The 15218-nt window shown below is 32.0% G+C and carries 14 protein-coding genes and 1 pseudogene; 7 read left to right on the top strand and 8 right to left on the bottom strand.

Annotation, left to right across the window (positions count from 1 at the left end; genetic code table 11):
• Positions 1-36 precede the first annotated feature (36 nt).
• A pseudogene (nhaC, locus tag ML436_11680) lies at positions 37-1436 on the top strand (Na+/H+ antiporter NhaC).
• A gap of 580 nt (positions 1437-2016) precedes the next feature.
• Here nhaC and ML436_11675 read toward each other — a convergent pair.
• Positions 2017-2832 (bottom strand): CHAP domain-containing protein, encoded by an 816-nt coding sequence (locus ML436_11675; GenBank protein ID UMT77778.1) that lies wholly within the window; start codon positions 2830-2832, stop codon positions 2017-2019.
• 608 nt (positions 2833-3440) lie between these two features.
• Between ML436_11675 and ML436_11670 the strand changes: the two genes are divergently transcribed.
• The 4 genes from ML436_11670 (at position 3441) to sarR (ending at position 7322) form a co-directional block, all read left to right on the top strand.
• Positions 3441-5399 carry an AraC family transcriptional regulator gene (locus ML436_11670; GenBank protein ID UMT77777.1) on the top strand — a complete coding sequence of 653 codons (1959 nt, stop codon included), beginning with the start codon at positions 3441-3443 and terminating at the stop codon, positions 5397-5399.
• 25 nt (positions 5400-5424) lie between these two features.
• The gene (locus ML436_11665; protein UMT77776.1) at positions 5425-6162 is read left to right on the top strand and encodes a transcriptional regulator; all 738 of its coding nucleotides are present in this window, start codon (positions 5425-5427) and stop codon (positions 6160-6162) included.
• Between the two features lie 66 nt (positions 6163-6228).
• On the top strand, positions 6229-6555 hold the full coding sequence (locus ML436_11660) for a PH domain-containing protein (GenBank protein ID UMT77775.1): 327 nt from the start codon (positions 6229-6231) through the stop codon (positions 6553-6555).
• Between the two features lie 419 nt (positions 6556-6974).
• On the top strand, positions 6975-7322 hold the full coding sequence (gene sarR / locus ML436_11655; GenBank protein UMT77774.1) for an HTH-type transcriptional regulator SarR: 348 nt from the start codon (positions 6975-6977) through the stop codon (positions 7320-7322).
• Between the two features lie 191 nt (positions 7323-7513).
• Here the strand turns inward: sarR and ML436_11650 are convergent, their stop codons facing one another.
• From ML436_11650 to ML436_11620, 7 genes are read right to left on the bottom strand one after another with little or no spacing between them, the layout of a single operon-like run.
• Entirely contained in the window at positions 7514-8350 is an 837-nt protein-coding gene (locus ML436_11650) for an urease accessory protein UreD (protein ID UMT77773.1), read from the bottom strand.
• Positions 8350-8964 (bottom strand): urease accessory protein UreG, encoded by a 615-nt coding sequence (gene ureG / locus ML436_11645; GenBank protein UMT77772.1) that lies wholly within the window; start codon positions 8962-8964, stop codon positions 8350-8352. Before ureG ends, ML436_11650 begins: the two co-directional genes overlap by 1 nt.
• A 12-nt stretch (positions 8965-8976) precedes the next feature.
• Positions 8977-9666: an urease accessory protein UreF gene (locus ML436_11640; protein UMT77771.1), complete on the bottom strand. Its 690-nt coding sequence runs from the start codon at positions 9664-9666 to the stop codon at positions 8977-8979.
• Positions 9659-10111: an urease accessory protein UreE gene (gene ureE / locus ML436_11635; protein ID UMT77770.1), complete on the bottom strand. Its 453-nt coding sequence runs from the start codon at positions 10109-10111 to the stop codon at positions 9659-9661. Before ureE ends, ML436_11640 begins: the two co-directional genes overlap by 8 nt.
• 12 nt (positions 10112-10123) lie before the next feature.
• Positions 10124-11839 (bottom strand): urease subunit alpha, encoded by a 1716-nt coding sequence (gene ureC / locus ML436_11630; protein ID UMT77769.1) that lies wholly within the window; start codon positions 11837-11839, stop codon positions 10124-10126.
• Positions 11836-12246, bottom strand: a complete 411-nt coding sequence (locus tag ML436_11625; GenBank protein UMT77768.1) for an urease subunit beta — start codon at positions 12244-12246, stop codon at positions 11836-11838. The genes ureC and ML436_11625 overlap by 4 nt, the downstream gene beginning before the upstream one ends.
• Positions 12247-12259: 13 nt before the next feature.
• Positions 12260-12562 carry an urease subunit gamma gene (locus ML436_11620; GenBank protein ID UMT77767.1) on the bottom strand — a complete coding sequence of 101 codons (303 nt, stop codon included), beginning with the start codon at positions 12560-12562 and terminating at the stop codon, positions 12260-12262.
• 259 nt (positions 12563-12821) lie between these two features.
• Between ML436_11620 and yut the strand changes: the two genes are divergently transcribed.
• Together yut and ML436_11610 are read left to right on the top strand one after the other, a co-directional pair.
• Positions 12822-13736, top strand: coding sequence for an urea transporter (yut, locus tag ML436_11615; GenBank protein UMT77766.1), 915 nt, complete (start codon positions 12822-12824; stop codon positions 13734-13736).
• Positions 13737-13947: 211 nt separating this feature from the next.
• Entirely contained in the window at positions 13948-15102 is a 1155-nt protein-coding gene (locus ML436_11610) for an acyl-CoA/acyl-ACP dehydrogenase (protein ID UMT77765.1), read from the top strand.
• Positions 15103-15218: the final 116 nt, after the last annotated feature.

Raw genomic sequence — 15218 nt, 5'->3', positions numbered from 1 at the left:
AAGTGGTTTTGCATCAATAAACAAAGGGGACGATATATGATGGCAAGACAACCAAGCTTTTTAGAATCAATTTCAACAATAGTAGTTATGGTTATTGTAGTAGTAACTGGATTTGTATTTTTTGACATTCCAATTCAAGTGTTATTAATCATTTCTTCAGCTTATGTCGCATGGATTGCTAAACGTGTAGGATTGACATGGCAAGATTTGGAAAAAGGCATTGCAGAACGACTGAATACTGCAATGCCTGCCATTTTCATTATTTTAGCAGTCGGTATAATCGTAGGAAGTTGGATGTTTTCTGGAACAGTTCCTGCTTTAATTTATTATGGCTTAGATTTATTGAATCCAAGCTATTTTTTAATATCTGCATTTTTTATAAGTGCAATTACATCTGTAGCAACTGGTACAGCTTGGGGATCAGCATCTACTGCAGGCATAGCATTAATGTCTATAGGAAATCAATTAGGTATTACACCTGGAATGGCAGCAGGAGCAATTATTGCTGGTGCGGTATTTGGTGATAAAATGTCACCATTATCTGACACGACTAATTTAGCAGCCCTTGTTACAAAAGTAAATATCTTTAAACATATACACTCGATGATGTGGACGACAATTCCAGCATCTTTAATAGGGATAATTGTATGGTTTATTGTTGGTTTTCAATTTCATGGTCACTCAAACGATAAGCAAATTAAATCTTTGCTAACAGAACTCGCGCAAATATATCAAATAAATATTTGGGTATGGTTACCATTAATTGTTATAATCATTTGTTTATTATTTCAAATTTCAACAGTGCCTGCTATGTTGATTTCAAGTTTGTCTGCAATAGCAGTGGGTACTTTTAATCATCATTTTAATATGGTAGATGGATTCAAAGCGACATTTAGCGGATTTAATGAATCAATGATACATCAATCACACGTTTCATCAAGCGTGAAAAGCTTGTTAGAACAGGGTGGCATGATGAGTATGACACAAATATTAGTAACGATATTTTGTGGATATGCGTTTGCAGGTATTGTTGAAAAAGCAGGATGTCTTGAAGTTTTATTAGACACAGTTTCTAAAGGTATTCATTCTGTGGGTAGTCTAATTTGTATGACAGTTATCTGTTGTGTAGGACTTGTATTTGCTGCAGGTGTCGCATCAATTGTAATTATTATGGTTGGTGTTTTAATGAAAAATTTATTTGAGAAATATCATGTGTCTCGAACGGTTTTATCAAGAACACTTGAAGACTCAAGTACGATGGTATTACCACTTATACCTGGGGAACTTCCGGTATATATTATGCAAGTCAACTACATGTCTCAGTTGGACAATTTTTCATTTGGACAGTTCCATGTTATTTATGTGCTATCATCGCAATCATATATGGTTTTACTGGTATTGGAATTAAAAAATCATCGAATACACGTTTAACTTAATGTGATTGTGGAATATATATAATATGTTGAAACATTAATCTTATTTATAATTGTAGCGGTTATATTTTGAGAAGGTTTTAACTTGAAGAAATATCCTCTTTACATATTATTAATGTGTTTTGTAGCGGAACATGTTGATAAATGTATTGTAAGTTTATGGTCATTTTAAAATGGCAAAGGTAATTGAGAATTTGAAAGAAAGTATTATTGTTAGTACTTTAACTGAAAATGTATCAATGTATAGCCAAGTTGGCATATCTGTTAGGTGAGGTATGTCAATGGCTGTATGTTGTTTTATAGCTTTAATCTAATAAAAAGGAATGACGTTAAGTTTTATATAACTTTTCATCATTCTTTTTTTGTTCCGTCACTTATTATAGAGGCAATTGCGCTTTTTGTGTATTAAAAAAAGCAGGAAGTTTTACCTTCCCACCATAAAAGATGAAGAACACAAAAAATCGGTCAGAAGAAAAGTAAAAGAAACATTTTCAGCATTTCCATCAGTCCGAAGTATTATAGAACCAAAAAAATCCAACAAGATGATTGAAATCTTGTTGGATTATAATACGTTCATCACAAATTAGTGAATGAAGTTGTATGATGAAGCTTGGCTAGCTGAGATTGTACGTGAAGTTACAACACCTGGACCATAACCATAGTTCATTTCTGAAACTCTTACTGAACCATTGCTGTTTACACTTTCAACATATGCAACGTGACCGTATGCACCTTGAGTTGTTTGCATGATTGCACCAGCTTTTGGCGTGTTGTTTACTGTGTAACCAGCTCTTGCAGCTGCATTAGCCCAGTTACTTGCATTGCCCCATGTTGAACCAATTTTACCGCCTACACGATCAAATACGTAGTATGTACATTGACCAGTAGTGTATAAATTACGTCCTGAAGTATAACCACTTGAGATTGAACGGCCATTTGATGATGGAGCCATTGTAGTAGTTACTTGAACGTTGTTGCTTGAAGTGCTGTAGCTAGCACCTAAACCACCAGTACGGTAGCTGTTTGTATTGTAACTATTGTAGTTGTTATAGTTATATGATTGATAGCTATTTGAATAGTTATTGTAACGATTGTAGTTATTGTAGCTATAACTATTGTAATTGTTGTAATTATTGTAGCTATAGTTATTGTAACCATTGTTGTAGTAATAGCTGTAGTAGCCATTATTTTGATTTAATTGACTTGGATGCCAGTTACCTTTCCATGTGTAATGGTAGTTACCTTGTGCATCAATAGTATAAGTATAGCTGTATGATGTTGGATCATTTGGATTATAACCATAGTTATCTTGCTCAGAAGCATGAGCTTGATTTCCTGATGCAATTGCGATTGTAGCGAATCCTGCAGTTGCGATAGTAGCTGTAGCGATTTTCTTCATTGTAAAAATATCCTCCTAAAAATTTTAAAACTAAAATATTTTCGTACTGTCCGTGTGACAAATTAATTTAAAAAGTTATCTCTCGTTATTAAACGACAAGAAAGACTATAACAGAAAATAGCGTCCTTGTGTGCTTTGTTAACGTTTTGTAATTTTTTGCTAATATCTTGACACAATAGAATTGTAAAAGTATAAGAAATTGCATTTTGCAAAACTTATAACTACGGCATTCTTTATAATAACAGAATGTTGCGAAAATAATTGTGTTACATAAATGTAATATTACTGAAAATTCAAAACGTATATTTTTTGCATAATGATGGACTTTTAATCAGAAAATGCATAAAAATATGACACGAATGATCAAGTTTTTAGTTATATCAAAAGCTTTGTGATTTGGATGAAAATGTATATATTATGGATAAAATATCCTATTTTAGCATAAAAAAATGTTTTAATAAAAGTGTTATTTGATATAATTGATGTATGTTTTGTTACTGCTAATAACCTTGTGGAGATATAATTGTTAGTGAATATTAGATGTTGACAATTGATTTGATAAAGATAAAAGGGGTAAATCAATATATTTGTATATGTGAGGATGTAAGATGACAGATAATTTTTCACTACATATTTTTAAGAATATGAAAGTGGGTAATGCAAAAGAAGCAAATTTAAAAATTGTATATTGGTTACAGGGCTCAGGTTTGATTACTATAAATTTACAACGTTATGAAGTTAGAGCAAACGATGTTACCATTATAATGCTGAATGATTTATATCAGATTGAAAGTCATGAAGAAAGTGTTTGTTGTGTTGTTGAAATTAGTGCAAAGACATATTTAAGATTTATGAATTCGAATTGCATGGTTAGCGGTCAAGTATTATCAAATGATATTGGAAGCACTTTTAGAATTTTGCTAAAGTATTTAATTCATAACCAAGTTGAACAGCAAGCAAACATAACGAATGATAAACTTATTAGTTATATGTGTGTTGAATTAATGTCACTCAATACAAATGATGACAGGCATCATTTAGTAGCTGAGGAAGTCCATGAGTATTTAACGCATAATCATCATAAAAAGATTAATAGAAAAGATGTTATAAATCATGTAAATATTACAAGTAAAGCTTTAAGTGAAATGTTTAAAGTGACACCTTACAGTAATTTTGTTCAATATTTAAATCATATTAGACTTGAGCATTGTCTAATAGATATATTAACTTCAATGAAGCCAATAGAAGAAATAGCCAGTAATCATGGTTTTAATCACTACTCTCGTTTTATACACCTCTTTAAAGAAACATATGGTGACACTCCAAAATTAATTAGGAAAACATATAGACCAACATCTCATTCAATTAACCAATCCCAAATAGTTGATATTGATGAAAGCATAATTAAATTAATTGATGAATCTATAAATGGTATGACTAAAGTAAAAGAGATACAGGTACCATGGGAAACGATTGATAATCCTAAAAATTATGAGCCTAAAAACATCTATATTAAAGGAAATAGTTTTTATTGGATTGATTATTATATGATTGAACAAATGATTCTAAGATTAAGAGTTAATCCTGAAAATTTGTATATTATCTTAACTGTTGATGTTTCAAAAGATGAATTATCAACTGAACAAATCAAATTATTATTACAAAAATTTATAAATTATAGTGTCAATGTCGTTTTTAAAATTAAACACGAATATAATGAGTTGTTAACGAGTTCAGAAAGAGCCAGATTAGAAATACTTGTAGCAACTATTTTTAATATGACATTTGAAAGAAATAAATCAAAAATTGCATTTCTAATTTATGATTTGAAAGTGAGAGCTATACAAAAAGTTAAAAGGTTAATTAGCAATTATATTCAAGAATTTGAGTTGATATATATTCTTGATCAAAATGAAGTTGATACACAATATGATGTCGCAATTGATTTCTTAATAGATCGATTTGTCGTAACTCTAGCCCAATTGGAGCAAATATCGGTATCTAGTTCAAAGTTGATTTGTGATTTGGATGTTATTAATAGAAACACATATTCAAAAGAAATTATAACTTTATCGGATATAAGATTGATGTCTCAACTTATGGCGAATTATTCAAATTACAATGGTCTTTGTATACAAATGTCTATGGTTTATGAAGTAATCAACGAGATTAGTTTGACAAAGTTATCTATTCTAATATTTATCATTAATATACTAAATCAATTACGAGGGGTGGTTATTTATCAAAATGACACGATGATTGTAACGAAATTTAAACATGAAATTCAGTGTGTCATTTGTTTCCCTGTCGCATTGTTAAATGAGAAATCAGGCTCTGCACGTATAACTTGTAGGGGGCTTAAACAATTTAGCCATGCTGAAACTAAGCAGATTGTTTTGAGTATAGATAAAGATAAGCATACTTCCGAGAATGGTGTATTTGTGAATGATATTATGCAACAGCACAAGTTTTGGAAAGCTAATTTTATAGAAAAAAATATTTATGACCATTCATTAATGGTCTCAAGCAATAGTATTGTTCATTTGAAATATCATCTTGAGATATAGGCATGGTTTAAGAGAGGTTTTAAAAATGTCTAAATTTAAAGTTAAACGTTTAACTGCACATATACTAATGTTAAAAGTCATTAATGACATGCTGAAGTATTCATTTCATCTTACATTAACTCAAGTGAAATTGCTTAATCTGTTAGTCAAATCTGATGGACTTAAATCAAAAATACCTTCAATTGATTACTTGTTGAAATTGAATGAAATTCAATCTAAAATAGCTTTATTTCAAATGTTAAGTTATTTAAATAACCATCAATGGCTATCTAAACAAAGAGATCAACGAGATCAGCGTAAATTAAAGATTTCTTTAAATAAAAATCATATGAACAAAATAGAATATATGAATAATGAAGTTAATGATTATATTGAACGCTATTTTGCTCAATATACACTTCAAACAACTAGTGATTATGTCAATTATTTATTAAGATGCAAGGATTTGTTAGAGAGGTTAAAGTGTTATCTGAACATATGCCAATTAACATTAGAAGAGTTGTATGTCTTAGGGATATTATACTTGCATCAGGGTCAATTAACAGTTAAAGAATTACAAGGAGAATTTCATCATCCAATTTTTAGCATTAGCCCAATTTTAAAAAATTTAATCATAAAACAATTGGTTCAAAAAGAACGTTGCGAATTAGATGAAAGGCAAGTCATTATATTAATTAAACGAGAACAGTTTTCTAAAGTCACTAAGCTTATTCATGCATGTTATAATTATCTCGAAAAGGGAATACAAGACAAGGAAAAATAGTGTTAGACCTTTTTGTATCTATTGGTAAACGAGGCAAAGTTCGTAGATTTATATGGGAGGGATAATATGATTTTAGATAATGTGAATCCAAATGATTTATTTCCGACAGAGAAAAAGGGACCTTCAGTGCTAGGAATAATTGAATATCAAGTTCATGGAAATAATGAATTTGAAGGTGCGTTTATTGCTACCAATGAACGTTTAATTATGAATGTAGATATGAACGGGCAATTTTATTATAGAAGTATTAGCTATAATGAAGTAGAAGCAATAGATTATAATGGAGAGACAATAACTTTTAAATTTAATATTGGTAAAGTACCTATGTATGATATTAAAAGTGATAATGTTGAATCATTTGTTGAATATGTAAAACAACATATGATAGTATAGTATCAATGTATGTAGGTTGATATGAAGAGTTCGAATCGTAACCCATCGCATTAAATGGCATGCGTTATGATTTAAAGCTCTTCTTTTTTTATATTTTAAATACTTAGTGGACAAGTCATCAATTTAATATGAAAAATATCAAATCAAACTCGTTGCTATTTAAGTGAATTTTAAAACTTTAAATATCAAATAAGATACAAAATATTCAGACTAATAATTTTCAATTTGGCAAAATATCTTAAACGTCAAATTATTATAAGAAATAAATGTATAAATCCATATTCTAGTAATAAAAATATTGAATTTTTATACTTATTTGTTTAGAATAAACTTTATAACATAGTTGGATAGAGTTTCGATTTAATAAATACATGTGAACCTTGCTACAACAAGATGTGCATCAGAGGAGTGGTTTAATAATGAGTAAAATTAATGACATTAATGATTTAGTCAACGCAACATTTCAAGTTAAGAAGTTTTTCAGAGATACAAAGAAAAAATACAATTTGAACTATGAAGAGATTTATATTTTAAATCATATTTTAAAAAGTGAGTCTAACGAAATCTCTTCTAAAGAGATTGCTAAATGTTCAGAGTTCAAGCCTTACTATTTAACTAAAGCTTTACAAAAGCTTAAAGATTTAAAATTATTATCTAAGAAAAGAAGTTTACACGACGAAAGAACAGTAATCGTTTTTGTTACAGATACACAAAAAGCAAATATTCAAAAATTGATTTCAGAATTAGAAGAATACATTAAAAATTAATTCAAGGTTAATTGCGTTTAATAGCATTGAACGATAATGATTTATTAAAACGAAAGTCATTTATTCAGCATTGGGACATAACATTAACTTAAAATTTAAATATTGAAGATGCTTTAATTAAAGTTAAAGACTAGCAATACCTTTTTTCATAATGGTAAGAGTGAAAATAGGTACACTAGTCTTTTTTTATTTTAATATTTTCTTAGAAAATCAAGTTTGCGATCGTAAATGTTTTCTGCAATATAACCTTGAATAGCACCTAGTAATTTCTCAATAACTTGGGTACGGTGTGCTAGAATTCTAACTGCGAAACCGTGTGTAGGTAATTGAGATATTGCGATGCGACAATCGAATGTAGAAGCTAAAGGTTGAATAGTTTCATATACTTTGTCAATTAACTTTTGGTTCACTTCGCTATGAATAAAATAAGCTGAGCCATAGTGAGAATAGTGTTCCATATAACCCAAATCATTAATTGATTGTTTATTTGGGTCTAGTAAAAGATTGTCATACGTAACGAGTTCATGATCAACATATATTTCATTAATCAAGTGCATATAGCGATATTTAAAAGGCTCACCATTTTTTGAATAACCTGGCGTTAAAATATCGGTATAAAATAATGAACTTGAACTATTAAGGTTGAAAGTATTGTGTTGATAAAATTTAGCATTTTCATATGCGATAATTGGATCAGCTACATATTCTATATATGCGTCATCTTTTAATGTGAATGTTTGATACTGTTCAACATGGTCGGTAGGCGTTTTATATATTTTTGTAGCACCTTGCGACGTTAAAGTCACTTTTGCGTTATCTTCGACATTAATATTCATACGGTAGCGATCCCCATCTAAATAACCACCGCCTACGTTAACGATATAAAATGTAGGAATAGGTGAGTGATTTAGATAGACTGGACGTATCACTTTAAGTGCTTTTTCGAAGAAGATATCTCGTGATACGGATCTATTACCGTCAAAAAACACTGTTATATCAAGTTGTCCAGTCCACTGTTGTTCATCCATTATGATAGTCCTTTAAGCAGTGTGTCGCGTTCTATCCAATCAATAACATCATCTAAGCCTTCATCAGTTTTTAAGTTAGTGAAGGCAAATGGTCGATTACCACGGAACACTTTAGTATCTTTAGCCATTTGTTCAAGTGATGCACCAACATAAGGTGCTAAATCAGTTTTATTAATGACGAAGAAATCAGATTTAATCATACCTTGTCCACCTTTACGTGGAATCTTTTCACCTTGAGCTACGTCGATGATATAAATTGAAAAATCAACAAGCTCAGGGCTGAATGTTGCTGCTAAGTTATCACCGCCAGATTCTATGAAGATTAATTCAATGTCATCATGACGTTCCAATAGTTCATCAATTGCTGCGAAGTTCATAGAAGCATCTTCACGAATAGCTGTATGAGGACAACCACCTGTTTCAACACCAATAATACGATCCTCTGGTAAAACACCAGTGTTAACTAATATTTTTTCGTCTTCTTTAGTATAAATATCATTTGTAATAACGCCGATACTCATTTCTTTTGAAAGACGTCTTACTACTTTTTCAATTAATTGTGTTTTACCTGCGCCAACAGGTCCACCAATACCAATTTTAATCGGATTTGCCACAATTATAACCTCCTATGATATGAAAATTCTAACATTGACGTTTTCATGCGCCATTTGATTTAGTTCTAAACCAGGCGCTGTCATGCCGAAATCAGACTCTTTTAATTCGAAAATATGTTTTCTCGTTGCTTCGATATAAGGAATCATATGAGTAACCACTTGCTGACCAGCAGTTTGTCCAAGTGGTATGGCACGTACAGCATTTTGAGTTAAACTTGAAACATTTTGATATAAGTAATAATCAATAATTGTTTCAATATCTACACCTAAGTGGTGTCCTAACATTGTAAAACATATTGCTGGGTTTAACTTTGCATGTTTCTCTTTCATTTGTTGGTGATACCAAGTTATCCACTCGCTATCATATAGTTCTAATGCAAGTTTAACCATACGCGTACCCATTTGTTTTGAACCAACACGCGTTTCTTTAGGTAAATTCTGAACAAATAATAATTTGTCTATTTTTAATACTTTTTGCGCGTCATTATTTTCTAATGCATCATAAACTAATCGCATTGCTAAACCATCAGAATAGGTGAGTTGTTCTGTTAAAAACATTTTTAGCCATGCAATAAAAGTTTGATCATCATGAATCACATTTCTTTGAATATATGTTTCAAGACCAAACGAATGACTGAATGCGCCTGTTGGAAACTGTGAATCACAGAACTGAAATAATCTTAAATGCTTATGATCAATCATGAGAATGTCCTATATGTCTGAAGGCTTTATTAACTTTACGATCTTCATGAACATATGGAATACCTAGATTTTTTAATAAATCTTCTACTAAATAATCGTATTGTACTAACATTTCAGTTTCTGTAAATTGTGCAGGTAAATGGCGATTTCCTAGTTGATGTGCAATGTCACCCATTTCTTGTAGTGTTCGTGGTTGAATGACTAAGACATCTTCTGAATTTACATCAACAATAATCATATTATGATCATCCGCATATAAAATATCTCCGTATTGCAAGTCGATTGGTTGTTTTAAACGGATACCAATTTCATTACCATGATCTGTAACGACTCTTTGAATACGTTTAACAAGATCTGAGTTTTCAAGATAGACTTTTTCAACATGCTTTTGCTTTTCTGAATCTGATAAATTGGCAATATTGCCTTGAATTTCTTCTATAATCATTTTATGTTCCTCCTAGAATAAGAAGTATCTTTGAGTTAATGGTAACTCTGTTGCTGCTTGACTTGTAATTTTTTCACCGTCTACATATACTTCATATGTTTGCGGATCTACATCCAAATTAGGGGTAGCACTATTATTTTTCATGTCTGCTTTAGATAATTGTCTAATATTTTTAACAGGGCGAACCATGCGTTTTAAGTTTAATGCACGGTTAATACCATTTTCATATGCAGTTTTAGATACGAATGTCATTGATGTGCTAGTAATGTTACCACCATATTGACCGTACATTTTACGATATTTCTGTGGTTCAGATGTAGGAATAGAACCATTGGCATCTCCGTTAACGGCTGAATTAATTAAACCACCTTTTACAATCAATTCGGGTTTAACACCGAAGAAAATTGGATCCCATAAAACGATGTCAGCAAGTTTGCCTGGCTCGATAGAACCTACATATTCAGAAATACCATGTGTAATGGCTGGGTTAATTGTATATTTAGCAATATAACGTTTAATACGATTATTATCATTATGTTCAAAGTCGCCATCTAATGGACCACGTTGTTCTTTCATACGGTGTGCCACTTGCCATGTTCTTGTAATCACTTCACCTACACGTCCCATGGCTTGTGAATCAGAACTAATCATACTAAATACACCCATATCTTGAAGTACATCTTCTGCTGCGATTGTTTCTTTTCGAATACGTGAGTCAGCAAATGCAATATCTTCAGGAATAGCAGCATTTAAATGGTGAGTAATCATAACCATATCTAAATGTTCATCTACTGTATTTTGCGTATATGGTAATGTTGGATTCGTAGATGAAGGTAATATATTTGAAAATGCTGCTGATTTAATTAAATCAGGGGCATGTCCGCCACCAGCACCTTCAGTATGATACATGTGAAGTACGCGGTCTTTTACTGCTGCCATCGTATCTTCCATAAAACCTGCTTCATTTAAAGTATCGGCATGTAAAGCAATTTGAACATCGAATTCATCAGCAACATCTAAAGCATTGCTTAAAGCTGATGGTGTTGCACCCCAGTCTTCATGTACTTTTAAACCAATTGCACCTGCATTAATTTGTTCGATAAGTGCAGTGGGGTTAGTTGCTTGTCCTTTACCAGTAAAGCCAACATTGATTGGTAAACCTTCTGCAGCTTCTAACATTCTATGAATATGCCAAGGACCAGGTGTTACAGTAGTAGCTTTCGATCCCTCAGAAGCACCAGTACCGCCGCCAATATGCGTTGTAATACCACTTTCAAGTGCAACTTCTGCTTGTTCAGGGTTGATAAAATGAACGTGAGTATCTATACCACCAGCAGTTACGATTTTACCTTCTGCTGCAATAACATCTGTAGTAGAACCAATAATAATGTCGACATTATCCATTATATCTGGGTTGCCGGCATTACCAATGGCAAAGATATAACCGTTTTTAATACCTATATCTGCTTTTACAACTTTATCGTAATCGATAATAACGGCATTAGAAATAACTAAGTCTGCTACATTAACATCATCACGTGTTACACGAGGATTTTGAGCCATACCGTCACGGATAGATTTACCACCACCGAAAGTAGCTTCTTCACCATATACTGCGTAATCCTTTTCAATTTGTGCAAACAAGTTTGTATCACCTAATCGAATGGAATCTCCTACAGTTGGACCATATAAACTCGTATATTGATTTTGAGTCATTTTAAAGCTCATGATCTTTTTCCTCCTTTTTTATTCACATTTTCTTCACCTTCATCACCGAATACACCCGCATACTTATCGTTTTCATCTGTTGGACGATAGACACGTGATTCATCGATAGGGCCGTTGACCATACCACGGAAACCATAAATTTTACGTTTGCCAGCATACTCAACTAGTTGGACTTCTTTTTTATCTCCAGGCTCAAAACGAACAGCTGCACCAGCAGGAATGTCTAAATGTTTGCCGTATGCCATTTCACGTTCGAAATCTAATGCTGCATTTGCTTCGTAGAAATGAAAATGTGAACCAACTTGAATTGGACGATCTCCCGTATTTTTTACTTCGATAATAGTTTCTGGATGATGTTTGTTGATCTCTATTTCTGTACTTTTAGTAATAATTTCTCCAGGTATCATTTGACTTCCTCCTTTAAACAATAGGGTGATGCACTGTAATTAACTTTGTACCATCGGGGAATGTAGCCTCGATTTCTATATCTGTAATCATGTGTTCTACACCATCCATGACGTCTTCCTTGTTTAAAATTTGTCTACCGTAACTCATTAATTCAGCAACAGTTTTGCCGTCTCGTGCGCCTTCTAATAATTCATCACTGATTAATGCTAATGCTTCAGGATGATTAAGTTTTAAACCTCTTGCTTTACGACGACGTGCAACTTCCGCTGCAACAACTATCATTAATTTGTCTTGCTCTCGTTGTGTAAAATGCAAATTAAAACCCCCACTTTCATATAATATAGAAATTACAAAATTTATCTTAATCCTAATTGTTGTGATAAACAAGTAATATACAACAATAAGTGTGTAAAATGAAAATTATATTTTTAGCATTTCCTTGTCAAAACTAAATAATCTATTGTCATTCAAATGGTAAGATATATTTATTTTAAAAAGAAAAGAGTTTTTAATATAACTTTTTGAAGAATGGTAGTATATTTAAAAGTAAACATTCAAGGAAAAGGTGGATATTTTGAAGATGATAGATGTTCTTTTAAAAAACATATCTCAGGTGGTGTTATTAAATAATAAGTGGACTGGATTATTTATTTTAATAGGTTTATTTGTTGCTGATTGGACAGTTGGTTTAGCGGCAATAATTGGTAGTCTCATAGCTTATGTGTTTGCACGTTATATAAATTATAGTAAAGAAGAAATTAATGACGGTTTAGCAGGGTTTAATCCTGTATTAACTGCTGTTGCATTAACGATATTTTTGGAAAAATCAATATTAGATATTGTTATTACGATTATAGCAACTTTATTAACTTTGCCTGTAGCCGCAGCGGTGAGAGAAGTTTTAAGACCATATAAAGTACCTATGTTGACAATGCCGTTTGTCATTGTAACGTGGTTTACGATTTTGTTGTCAGGCCAGGTTAAATATGTCGAGACACCATTAAAATTAATTCCGGAAAATATTGAAGACATTAAATTTAACCATAATAGTGATCAAATTCATTTTGTTCAGTCATTGTTTGAAGGCTTTAGTCAAGTGTTCGTTGAAGCGAGTGTGCTTGGCGGTATATTCATTTTAGTAGGGATTTTGATTGCATCTAGAAAAGCGGCGTTATTAGCAATTGTTGCAAGTTTATTAAGTTTTATCATTGTCGCACTTTTAGGTGGAAACTATGATGATATAAACCAAGGTTTGTTTGGTTATAATTTTGTATTAATGGCTATCGCGTTGGGCTATACATTCAAAACAGCGATTAATCCATATATTGCGACATTTTTAGGGGTATTATTAACAGTTGTAGTGCAATTAGGAACAGCTACGTTACTTGAACCATTTGGCTTACCTGCATTAACTTTACCGTTTATTATTGCCACTTGGATATTGTTGTTTGCAGGAATTCGACAAGAAAGAGAAGACATCGCGAAGTAAAATTAATAACAACTTATATGAATAGGCATCTTAAATCATGTACCTCGAAAATGGTTTAAGATGCATTTTATTTTTGAATCTAAAATGATGTTTTAAGTCGCTTACTTAATTTTGAATTATAAAGTTCACAGCACGTTCCTTTTTATTTTGAAAGTCGAGTGTTAAACTAGGATTAAATTATTAATATTATGTAACGTGTGGGGTGACGAAGATGAATGGTATGAAAAATTCCTTTTTAATTACGAGTGAAATTCAAAAGAAATGGATTGAAAAATTTAAATCGATTGAAAATACATTCAAAGCAAGGGCTAACCACAATGATAAACATAGTGAGTTTCCTTATAGCAACATCGAATGGTTAATTAAAGAAGGATATGGGCAATTGACTTTACCAAAAAAATACGGTGGTGAAGGAGCCACTGTGGAAGATATGGTCATACTACAATCATTTTTAGGTGAACTGGATGGCGCCACAGCATTATCAATAGGTTGGCATGTCAGTGTAATTGGACAAATTTATGAGCAACAATTATGGTCTCAAGAAATGTTGAATCAATTTGCTGATGAAATTAAAAAAGGTGCATTAGTAAATAGAGCGGTCAGTGAAGCGGAGATGGGTAGCCCGACTAGAGGTGGCAGACCAAGTACAAATGCTGTGAAAGTTGCTGATGGTTATTTACTAAATGGTGTGAAAACTTATACTTCGATGAGTAAAGTGTTAACGCACATTATTGTTGGTGCGTATATAGAAGAATTAGGAACGGTTGGTTTTTTCTTGGTAGATAGAGATACACCAGGAGTTGAAATTGCTGACAATTGGGATGTTATGGGTATGCGAGCGACAGAGAGTCATGACCTAATTTTAAATGATGTAAAAGTTCCATTGAATCACTTAGTTGAAACAGAACGAAGTAAATCCCCTAATGGTTGGATTTTGCATATACCAAGTTGTTATTTAGGCATAGCTCAAGCAGCCAGAAATTATGCAGTAGATTTTGCCATGCAACATAGTCCAAACAGTATTGAAGGTACAATTGCAACATTGCCAACTGTACAACAAAATTTAGGTAAGATGGAAACTTTGTTGTTGTCTGCTAGACAATTTTTATGGAGTACTGCAAAAGGCTATCAATTATTTAAAGATGATAGTCAAATTAGAAATGCAACAAGTGCGAGTAAAGTTATGGTGATGAATCAAGGTCTTGAGGTGGTTGATATAGCAATGCGAATTGTCGGGGCTAAAAGTTTAGAAATGAGCCGTCCTTTGCAACGTTACTATCGTGATATGCGCGCCGGATTACACAATCCGCCTATGGAAGATGCGGCGTATACTAATATTGCTAAAAGTATTACAAACACATTTTAATAATAAAAAGATGAATCACTTGTTGAATGAAGTTAGAGTAAAGTTCAATATAATGGTTCATCTTTTTTATGCGATTGAATCATTTAAATAGGAAATTTTGCAAAATTCTTTGTAAA

Origin of the sequence: Staphylococcus roterodami (genome assembly GCA_022493055.1) — a bacterium.
Lineage (GTDB): Bacteria > Bacillota > Bacilli > Staphylococcales > Staphylococcaceae > Staphylococcus > Staphylococcus singaporensis.
The sequence above is the reverse complement of the archived record's forward strand: the minus strand, read 5'-3'. Positions and strand labels throughout refer to the sequence as shown.

Bases quoted from the DNA above. Each gene is read 5' to 3' on its own strand.
- ML436_11675 (UMT77778.1), bottom strand. From the start codon at position 2,832: ATGAAGAAAATCGCTACAGCTACTATCGCAACTGCAGGATTCGCTACA.
- ML436_11670 (UMT77777.1), top strand. From the start codon at position 3,441: ATGACAGATAATTTTTCACTACATATTTTTAAGAATATGAAAGTGGGT.
- ML436_11665 (UMT77776.1), top strand. From the start codon at position 5,425: ATGTCTAAATTTAAAGTTAAACGTTTAACTGCACATATACTAATGTTA.
- ML436_11660 (UMT77775.1), top strand. From the start codon at position 6,229: ATGATTTTAGATAATGTGAATCCAAATGATTTATTTCCGACAGAGAAA.
- sarR (UMT77774.1), top strand. From the start codon at position 6,975: ATGAGTAAAATTAATGACATTAATGATTTAGTCAACGCAACATTTCAA.
- ML436_11650 (UMT77773.1), bottom strand. From the start codon at position 8,350: ATGGATGAACAACAGTGGACTGGACAACTTGATATAACAGTGTTTTTT.
- ML436_11640 (UMT77771.1), bottom strand. From the start codon at position 9,666: ATGATTGATCATAAGCATTTAAGATTATTTCAGTTCTGTGATTCACAG.
- ureE (UMT77770.1), bottom strand. From the start codon at position 10,111: ATGATTATAGAAGAAATTCAAGGCAATATTGCCAATTTATCAGATTCA.
- ureC (UMT77769.1), bottom strand. From the start codon at position 11,839: ATGAGCTTTAAAATGACTCAAAATCAATATACGAGTTTATATGGTCCA.
- ML436_11625 (UMT77768.1), bottom strand. From the start codon at position 12,246: ATGATACCTGGAGAAATTATTACTAAAAGTACAGAAATAGAGATCAAC.
- ML436_11610 (UMT77765.1), top strand. From the start codon at position 13,948: ATGAATGGTATGAAAAATTCCTTTTTAATTACGAGTGAAATTCAAAAG.